The organism is Natrarchaeobius versutus, from assembly GCF_041205745.1.
GTDB lineage: Archaea > Halobacteriota > Halobacteria > Halobacteriales > Natrialbaceae > Natrarchaeobius > Natrarchaeobius versutus.
The window spans coordinates 158,095-167,042 of record NZ_JBGFCC010000012.1 but is presented as its reverse complement, the minus strand read 5'-3'; the positions used below and the strand labels follow the sequence as shown (position 1 = coordinate 167,042).

Here is an 8,948-nt window from a genome sequence, read left to right as displayed (position 1 = left end):
AGAGCTGTGGCTGGTGGGGTAGTTTACATTGCGGCGGGGTGTGTCGCGGGTGTGGTGTGAGGTTTTCGGTGATCGTGAGCCTCGAGTCTCCCTTCCGGTGGATGTTTCGATACACTCTCTCCTAATATTTCGTTCGTATCCGTCAGCAAGAATAACAGGTGTTATTACAGTTCGATCAGACATCGTCGACATGGAATTAACGCACGATGTGGTGACGACGACCGAACTCGCGGTGACGACGGGTCAGTCGACGGACGTCTGGGAAACGACTTCGTTATCGATCAGAGCCGGTAACGGTCTTGCCGTTTCGGACGACGTATCGACCAGTTTTGATGAGCGGTGTTCTCGAGCGAGTCGTTCCGGTGGAGTTCGTGAGGGAGAGTCGTCGATTGTTGGGGGTGACTGTCAGTGAGCGATCCGTATCCGGACCCGCCACGCACGGAGTGGGCTGGTCTGCCGGTGTTGAGCGATGCGGACGATCCGTCGGCGTTCGAAGACCGCTGGGGGAGCGTTCTGGACGAGGAAGGGTGGAAACGGCTCCAGTCTAAAGTTCTCGAGGATGGCCCGCTCGAAGCGCGTCCCGATCAGGGGCCGTTCGACGGGGCGAAGTACCACGCGACGGATACGAACGCCGTCTTCCAGTGGGACGACCTGGCCGAGACGTGGCGGCCGCTTGGCGGTGGGACGTCGGCCGACTCGGTACCCGGGACGAACTACCTCGAGTCGGTTCGTGCCGAGAAGTCAAACGGTGTCGTCTACGCGTCGCCCGGTGACGTCCAGTCGGCGATCGACGACGTCTACGAAGCGGCCAAAGAGTGGGAAGAGGACGAGGACGGTGAGGCGTACGAGGAAATTGGTGGAATGGTGAAACTGTACGGGGACGAGGTTTACAGTTTCACTGATCTCTACGTGTTGGAGAACGTTACCCTCGATTTCAACGGTGCAACCAACGTCGTCCACGAGGACGAAGACTGCGTGTACGTCTCCGAAGGGTCGACCGTTCTCGAACCGCGGATCGCCATCGAGGATACGTTTACGTCGAACGTCTGGAATATCAACGCCAACGTAACCGGTGGCTTTTCGGGGACGCGGGCGAACCGTATCGTCGGTGGTCGGACGATCGGCGGCGACTACTACGACCCGGAGGGGACGTGTTTTCACTTCTACGCGGACAGCGACACGTACGATCCCGACGAAACGCTGTCCGACGACGCGACCAACCGAGCGAGGATCGAGTTCTTCGAGGTCATCGGACACGCGATTTCCCGGTTCGATACCGCGATTCGAATCGAGTCGACCAATGGTGGTTCGGACGAAGAGGAGTTCGCGTACATCAACAGCAATAGCTTTCGGGGTGGGACGGCCAGACACTGTCGGCGCTTCGTCGAGATCCTCGGCAACTCGGCAGCGAATCAGAACCGATTCGACATCGACGTTCAGCCGGAAATATTCAGAGAGGACGACGACGACAATCCCATCGACGGAACGGACGTCGTCTGGCACACCGAGAACGGCTCCCGGAACATCTGGACGGGTCAGATGTGGGACTTTCACGCCACGGAGAACGGTGCCTGGCGGATCGAGGAGGGCACTGGTTCGTGGAACCATATCATCGCGCGGACGCGATCGATCAGGGAGGATCGTATCGTCCGGAATGCACCGGAGGAGGACCCGACGAACTTCGTCTGGTATCCTCCGCGTGAGGGCCAGCGCTTCGAAACGTTCGTCGACTTCGATCGGACGTATTACACCGACGACGCCGAGCTCAGATTCGAATTGCCGTATCCGATGAACTTCGCGACGAACGTTCGGCTCGAGGTCAGATACAGGGACGACGAGAACGGGGAGAACAACCCGCTTACTCTCCGATTCGATGCGGATGGTGTTGGCGACGGGGATTACTGGTATACGCTCGAGGACGAGGAGTTGAACGGACACCACGAACGAGGTGCCGACGGTATCGTGTTGGTCGAGCCGACGGCTTCGTCCAGATACGACTGGAACAACGGCGTCTGGACGATCTCGAACTCCTCCAGTTCTGGGGAGGGGAGTACGATAGGCGTCTATGGGGGTGGCGCCGCATCCAATCAGATCGAGGGACGACATCTCAGAAAGGGTGGAACGTCGTCGACGATGACTGATACCGACGGATTGGAACTCGTCCTTTCGGCGTCTTCGGCGGGATCCGGGGACGACGTCACGATTGCGGCCGCGGTGTTCATGGATCGCGACCGAGACGACGTCCTCGGCGAGCTGTACTGATCTCTCGAGAGCCCGCTGTCGCGACGGTTGGCGGAGCGATCCGAGTTTTGTTACCCCAAGCACTCGGGATCCGAACTGTTCCGGGAGTTCGACGTCGGCTCGAGTTCGAGGACGGAGAATCCGAGCGCCGACGTCTCGATCACCACCGGGGACCGTAACCGTTATGCGCGCAACTCGCCAATTCTCGGATGCGCCAAGGTGGCAGAGTCCGGCCGAACGCAGCTGCCTGCAGAGCAGCCCACCGCCGGTTCAAATCCGGCCCTTGGCTTCCTGCGACGAACAGATCCGTAAGCGACGGCAACTATTCGGTCGATTTGAACTGAACCCTGAACTGAACTCTGGGACGAGCGAAGCGAAGTTCCTCCGGTTCAAATTCGGCCCTTGGGTCTCACACGTCCCCTAAACCCAGTGACGATTACGTCTTGGCAACACCTCCTATTTCGAGACGCTATCTATGGTTCTTGAGAGGAATCCTCTGCGAGGACCTTGTTTACGTCGAATCGGGGTCAGACTCGTCGTTCACTTCGAGGATCTCCGCCGCTACGTCTTTTACGTGTTGCTGGTGAGAAGCCGACGGCTGGACGCTTTGGGTTGCATCGAGTTGGTCGTTGACGACCACGTTCTGCTGTGGTCCCCACGTCTCGGGGGATTCGGACTTGATGTATTCGACCCAGCGCTTGATACCCGCGATGCGCTGCTCACGGTTGCGTTCGTGCTTCGCATCCAGCTCCTCACGAGCGTTTGAGTCGGTCATATTCGGCTTCGACGTCGAGTCGCGCTACCCACTCTTCGAGGCGGGGCACACTAAGACTTTCCTCAAAGAGCGCGTAGAGGTGGACTGCATCCTCGACGTCTTTTTGCGCACCGAGGTAGAGTTTGTACGCGATCTGGAGTTCTAAGGGGCCTATTGGAATTGTCTTGCCATCGATTCGGGCCGTGATAGCGTTTTCGAGGGACGCGCGGTCGAACCCGTCGCGCGCGAACTTGACTTCGAGGTGTGGCGTGACCTGATCCGTTGGCGCGACCCAGATGTTATCCCCGTTATTGAGCATCTCGTACATCGACGTAAGTGGCATTGCCGGTCCCCAGAACTCCTCTTCGTCCAGCATGTCGGCGAGTTCGTCTGCGGTCTCCTCGTCGATATGTTCGATGAGGACGTCGACGTCTTCGGTAGAGCGTGCCCGACCAGCGAGGATGGAGACGTATCCCGCAATGTAGACGTGCTCGATGTCAAAGTGACCGAGAATCTTGGAGAACTCAATTGCCAACTCGTCGAGCTGATTCGGTTCTCGTTCGACGACGAGTGTTCGGTTCCGTAGCTCGATTCCGCCCATAGAGGTTCGTTTGCAGGTAGGCGCATAAATCGTCGGGGCCGAGCAAACCCGAAGGGTTTGCGATGTACGGCGAGGCTGCGACTGAACAAGCGTAGTGACACGACGAAGTGACCTGGCCGGGAGTCGGTGGTCAACTCCTAAATCCGACTTCGATTCCAGTAGTTGGTTCCCTGCTCCAGGGATCGTTCAGTACGGAGTAACCGAATCTTTTCTCGGGTGGGGAATTCGACCATTATCGTCGCTCTTCGAGGTTGTCGATCGCTCGGTAGAACTGCTCGGTGTTAGCCGGATGCTCCGATGTCGCTTGGCCTTCTATAGTAGCCACTGCACGTCATTGCACATCTGATCGCCAGACGTAACGGCAATCTGTGTGTAGGTTGTTGCAGTTGTTACTATAACATACCGATGTACTTCTCGAACTTTCCTTGGTCAGGATCGGCCTCGGGCACGCACTCGACGTATCCATCGAGGGCGAACTGCAAGGCTTTGGTGTAGTGGTCGTACGCGGCGTCGATGTGGACTTCGTTACCGTCGATCGCCTCGAACAGCGTGGATAGACGGCCATATTCGTCTTCGACGTCGAGTTGCGTTATCCACTCGTTGAACTAACACGTGACGACTACGTTCTCGTCGTCCGCCTGATCGGCTGTAGTACGGTGACCGTTCCGACGCCGAACAGGAGGGGAAGCCAGTAGGTCGCGGCTCGGTAGAGAAGTGTCGCGGCCGTCGCCTCCGGGGCGGGAACGGCTGCCGTCGCGACCAGCAGGACGATAAACACGGACTCGACGCTTCCCAACCCTCCGGGGAGGGGGAGGATGTTCGTTATCGCACCCAGAGGAACGACGAACAGAACGATTTCGGGTGGAACGGTGTATCCGACGGCGTAGATGGCGAGCCAAAGTGCAACCGAGAGCAACAGCCAGCCGGCTGTCGAATACGCGAGCCCGCGTTTCAGATTGCGGCGGTCGGTGCTTACGTGCTCGATCTCGTCGACGAACAGTCCGAGGCGACGCTCGAGCCTTCTCGTCGAGACTGCGCGAACGCCGGGGGTGATCGCAGCTGTTCCGACCGAGATACGGCCGACGGTTACTGCGACGCCGTCGACGATCCGCCTTCGGTGCCCCCAGCCGTAGACGACCCCGACGACGAGCACACCGAACGCGGTACAGACGGCGGTGAGTGCCAGTTCGAAGCGTCGGCCGAGCGTAGCCGTCGCCGTGACGTACAGGAGACCGATTCCGGCGAGTGGTACCATCGGTGCGTAGTTGAGCAGGTCGACGCTCGAGACCGTCGCGAAACTCGTTTCGTAGTCGGTTCCGGTGTGGCGAGTTAGCAGGTACGCCGCCAGTGGTTCACCGCCGAGGTACGTCGACGGAGCGACACTGTTCGCGAACAGGACGTCTCCAAACAGGAGAACGACGTCGATCGGTCCGTGTTCGACGTCGAGAATCGACAACACGATCGAGAGCGTTCGTGACCACGCGCCGGCCCAGAGTACGACGATGGCGAACATCGCGACGAGGACGGTTCGGTTCGTGGCCACGATCGCCGCGCCCGTCTCTCGAACGCCGACGGTGAAGAGGATTAGAATCAGTAGACCAGTGGCGACGACGAACCAGACCGCGACGGTGGTTCTTCGGAGGCCGACGACGGACATAGGTGACGGACCACGAACGGATCCCAAAACGTTGTGGTGCTGACGAGGACGGTATCGATTCGAGCGATCGGTCGGTACGGGTGACCGATCCGTCTACGCGTCTCGCCCGAGTTCGGCGAGCAGGTGTGCGACGTGGATCCGGTCGCTCGTGCCTTCGTGCATCTCGAATTCGACGTCGGCGGCCAGTCGGTGAATGCGGGCGAGTTTTCGCCCCTGGTAGCGCTTGCGGGCGACGCCGAGGATCGATTCGACGACCTCCTCGCCGTCTAACCCTTCGTCGACGAGGAGGTCGTCGAGGGTTTTGCGGGCGTCGGTGAACTCGCCGGCTTCGGCGGCCTCGAGCATCGACCCGATTTCGTCGTCGAGGCCGACCTCGCCGATGGTCTCGTAGGCCGCCGTCATCGTGAGTTCGCCCTCGGATTCGACGGTCGTCTGGGCCGCGAGAATCGCCTCACGAAGGTTTCCGCTAGCGTAGCCGGCGACGAACTCGAGGCCGTCCTCGTCGTAGTCGACGCCCTCGGTTTCGACGATACGGGTGAGGACGTCGACGGTTTCGGCGGTGGTGGGGGAGCGAAACGAGACGGGGAAACAACGCGAGCGGATCGGCGGGATCAGTTTGGTCGGCTGACGGGTGGCGACGATAAACTGGGTCGTCCGGTGGTGTTGTTCCATGATCCGTCGGAGCGCCTGCTGGAAGTCCTCGCGGACGTCCTCTGCGTTGTCGAGGAGGATCGTCTTGTACTCGCCGGAGACGGCGGCGTAGCTCGCGGACTCTTTTAGCACGCGGTTGATCATGTCCCGCTTCGAGAGGGCCGATCGACCGACGAGAAACTGTGCGAAGCGGGGATCGTTCTTGATCTCGGTTTTGGTTCGACCGAAGAAGTCGGCGACGTTGATCTCGATCAAGTCGTTGTCCGGATCGGTGTGTGCCGCTCGAGCGAGTGCGCGTGCTGCGGCCGTCTTCCCGCTCCCTGGGGGACCGTACAGGAGGAGATTGATCGGCTCCTCGACGGCTCGCTCTAGGTACTCGCGAGCGTCGTCCTGTGGCAACTCGGCCAGCTCGGGGGCGTGGGTATCGGTCCACAGCGGCGCGTCCATCGGGTTCCGGTAGGGAAGGCACGGGTAAGAATCGGTCGATCCGTCGGGACCGTCGGACGTCTACGGTTCGGGTAGCCACCGATTCGTCGGTCCGTCTCATACGGTTTGTCGTCCGTCAGTTCCGGCACAACAGCGATCTGGCCGGCGGTCGTGTCGGCAAATCGGTACAGCAACCCGTCTCAGCTGTTTTCGTCGTTTTCCTCGTCAGCTTCGGGATCGTCGGCTTCGTCACCGTCACTCTCGTCGTCAGATCCCATCGTCACGTCCGCGATCGTAAACGTGACTTCGACGGTCTCGTTGTCGTGTTCGATCGCCTCTGCGTCGTCGGGTTCTTCGGGATCTCCCTCGTACAGCGTGGCGTTCAGTTCCTCGTCCTCGTCGACCGACTCCTCGAGTTCGATCGTTACGTTCGCGTGTTCGCCGGGGTCGAGTTCGTCGCTCGTTCCGAGTACGGACTCGTTGTCCTCGACGGCGACGAAGCCCTCGGTGGGGATAGCCACGTTGGTCGTGACGTTTTCGTCGCTTGCGTCGACGACGTCGATTCCAGGATCGGTGTGGAACTCGAGCGTGATCGTTTCGATCGCGCCGTCCCCGTCGGTGTAGACGCCGAACGTCTGTTCGCCGGGTGGCGATCCGGTCGTGTTGATCGAGAAGATCACCTCGCGGGTCTCGCCGCCGGCCAGTTCGAGCGCCTGTTGTTCGAGGACCGTGCCGTCGACGCGGAAGTCGACGGACTGTTGGGTGTCGAACTCCGTCGGATTGCGAACTTCGGCGACGATGTCGATCGTTTCGTTCGTCGTGGCTTCGGCGGGTATCTCGAGGGATTCGACCACGAACGAGTCGGTGAGGGCGTCGTCGTCGGTCGTCGTGACCGTGGCGGTATCGCTGACCGGGAAGCCGTCTGCGAGATACGGTCGATCCTCTTCGCCATCCGTCTCGTCGTAGGCGTACGTCTCGTCGCCGGTGGTGTCTTGGTGGACCGTCGCGGTGAGCTGGCCGAACAGTTCCGGCTCGTCGTCCTCTTCGAGTTCGACGGTGACGTTCTCGTGGGTGCCACTCCCAAGGTACTCCGAGACGACGATCGGATCGGTGCTCCCATCGGTGATCACGACGAAGCCGCCGTCCGAGAGCGTGACTTCGTCGATCGTCACGTTCGTCCCGTCGCCCTGTTGATCTTCGAACTCGATCGACGCCTCGGGATCCTGGTCGACGCCGAAGATCGCCGGCGCCTGTCCGACGACGATCCCTGCCGCGAGAACGATGGCGATCGCGATCAGGATCGCACCGATGCGTTTTACCGTTCCGAACGTCGATCTCGAACTCATTTGGGGGTGGGGGTGTACCGTTCGTCTCCTGATAGGGACTGGAGCGACGTAAAACGCGCCCTCCGTTCGCAGGATTCGGATCGTTCTCGACGCTTCGCTCGAGTATCGGTCGGATAATTCGGGATGACTCACCGGTCACGATCGCCGCCGGCGACCGGCCGTGACGACCACTTCTTAGCGCCGCTAGCTCGTTCGAACCGTTTACGAACGATCCGAAGCGAGTTTAATCGCGGCTCCCGGAGGATCAACGCATGTCTCTGCGCGTAACGTTTCTGGGAACGGCCGGCGCGATTCCGACGACCGAGCGGAATCCGAGCGCGATCTTCGTCGCCCGCGAAGGGGAGCAGTTGTTATTCGACGCCGGCGAGGGGACCCAACGCCAGATGATGCGGTTCGGGACGGGGTTTTCGATCTCCCAGTTGTTCGTCACGCACCTCCACGGCGATCACGTTCTCGGGATTCCCGGATTGCTCCAGACGATGGATTTCAACGACCGGGAGGATCCACTCGTCATCCACACTCCTCGCGGAACGCGCCGGAAACTCGAGTCGCTCGTCTACGCACTCGACAACCGTCCTTCGTTTCCGGTCCGGATCGCCGAGGTCGGTGACGGCGACGTCGCCTATCGCGCCGACGAGTACGAGGTTCGAGCGTTCGGGACCGACCACGACGCCCGTTCGGTCGGTTACGCGCTCGTCGAAGACGAACGAAAGGGCCGGTTCGACCGGGAGCGTGCGGAGGAACTCGGCGTTCCGGTCGGCCCGAAGTTCTCACAGCTCCACGAGGGACAGCCGGTCGAACTCGAGGACGGGACGGTCGTCGAACCCGAGCAGGTCGTCGGCGAACCTCGTTCTGGACGAACGGTCGTCTACACCGGTGATACGCGGCCGACGACGGCGACGATCGAGGTCGCAGAGGCGCCAGACTTGCTCGTTCACGACGCGACGTTCACCGAAGATCGTGCCGACCGCGCCACGAAGACGGCACACTCGACGGCGCGACAGGCCGCCGAAATCGCCAGCCGGGCGAACGCGAAACGGCTCGCGCTCACCCACGTCTCCTCTCGGTACGCCGGGAACGTCGCCGATCACGTCGCGGAGGCCCGGTCGGTTTTCGAAGACGCGTTCGTCCCCGACGACGGAGCGGAACTCGAGATCGACCACTCCGATGGCGAGTAGCGGGCAATCGGCTCTCGACGGACCGGATTCTCGGGCGATCGTCCGGTCGTGAACGCGACTCGATTGTTTACCGATAGATCGATCATTATGGATT

General features: G+C 60.7%; 7 protein-coding genes and 1 tRNA gene. 3 read left to right on the top strand and 5 right to left on the bottom strand.

Features of this window, described 5'->3' with window-relative positions:
• Window positions 1–408 precede the first annotated feature (408 nt).
• Complete coding sequence (locus AB7C87_RS22470; protein WP_369731762.1) at window positions 409–2,262, top strand: hypothetical protein; 1,854 nt, start codon at window positions 409–411, stop codon at window positions 2,260–2,262.
• A 192-nt stretch (window positions 2,263–2,454) separates the two neighbouring features.
• A tRNA-Cys gene (locus AB7C87_RS22465) sits at window positions 2,455–2,530 on the top strand.
• Window positions 2,531–2,752: 222 nt separating this feature from the next.
• Here the strand turns inward: AB7C87_RS22465 and AB7C87_RS22460 are convergent.
• From AB7C87_RS22460 to AB7C87_RS22440, 5 genes are all read right to left on the bottom strand, one after another.
• Window positions 2,753–3,016 (bottom strand): DUF8150 family protein, encoded by a 264-nt coding sequence (locus AB7C87_RS22460; protein ID WP_369731761.1) that lies wholly within the window; start codon window positions 3,014–3,016, stop codon window positions 2,753–2,755.
• Entirely contained in the window at window positions 2,994–3,596 is a 603-nt protein-coding gene (locus AB7C87_RS22455) for a hypothetical protein (protein WP_369731760.1), read from the bottom strand. Before AB7C87_RS22455 ends, AB7C87_RS22460 begins: the two co-directional genes overlap by 23 nt.
• A gap of 619 nt (window positions 3,597–4,215) precedes the next feature.
• The gene (locus tag AB7C87_RS22450) at window positions 4,216–5,253 is read right to left on the bottom strand and encodes a lysylphosphatidylglycerol synthase transmembrane domain-containing protein (RefSeq protein ID WP_369731759.1); all 1,038 of its coding nucleotides are present in this window, start codon (window positions 5,251–5,253) and stop codon (window positions 4,216–4,218) included.
• A 93-nt stretch (window positions 5,254–5,346) separates the two neighbouring features.
• Window positions 5,347–6,351 (bottom strand): AAA family ATPase, encoded by a 1,005-nt coding sequence (locus tag AB7C87_RS22445; RefSeq protein ID WP_369731758.1) that lies wholly within the window; start codon window positions 6,349–6,351, stop codon window positions 5,347–5,349.
• A gap of 179 nt (window positions 6,352–6,530) precedes the next feature.
• The gene (locus AB7C87_RS22440; RefSeq protein WP_369731757.1) at window positions 6,531–7,676 is read right to left on the bottom strand and encodes a DUF7282 domain-containing protein; all 1,146 of its coding nucleotides are present in this window, start codon (window positions 7,674–7,676) and stop codon (window positions 6,531–6,533) included.
• A 251-nt stretch (window positions 7,677–7,927) separates the two neighbouring features.
• Here AB7C87_RS22440 and rnz point away from each other — a divergent pair, with 251 nt between their 5' ends.
• Window positions 7,928–8,854, top strand: coding sequence for a ribonuclease Z (gene rnz, locus AB7C87_RS22435; RefSeq protein ID WP_369731755.1), 927 nt, complete (start codon window positions 7,928–7,930; stop codon window positions 8,852–8,854).
• Window positions 8,855–8,948 lie beyond the last annotated feature (94 nt).

Excerpts from the sequence above, each read along its gene's own strand:
- rnz (WP_369731755.1), top strand. The coding sequence starts at position 7,928 with ATGTCTCTGCGCGTAACGTTTCTGGGAACGGCCGGCGCGATTCCGACG.
- AB7C87_RS22445 (WP_369731758.1), bottom strand. The coding sequence starts at position 6,351 with ATGGACGCGCCGCTGTGGACCGATACCCACGCCCCCGAGCTGGCCGAG.
- AB7C87_RS22455 (WP_369731760.1), bottom strand. The coding sequence starts at position 3,596 with ATGGGCGGAATCGAGCTACGGAACCGAACACTCGTCGTCGAACGAGAA.
- AB7C87_RS22460 (WP_369731761.1), bottom strand. The coding sequence starts at position 3,016 with ATGACCGACTCAAACGCTCGTGAGGAGCTGGATGCGAAGCACGAACGC.
- AB7C87_RS22440 (WP_369731757.1), bottom strand. The coding sequence starts at position 7,676 with ATGAGTTCGAGATCGACGTTCGGAACGGTAAAACGCATCGGTGCGATC.
- AB7C87_RS22450 (WP_369731759.1), bottom strand. The coding sequence starts at position 5,253 with ATGTCCGTCGTCGGCCTCCGAAGAACCACCGTCGCGGTCTGGTTCGTC.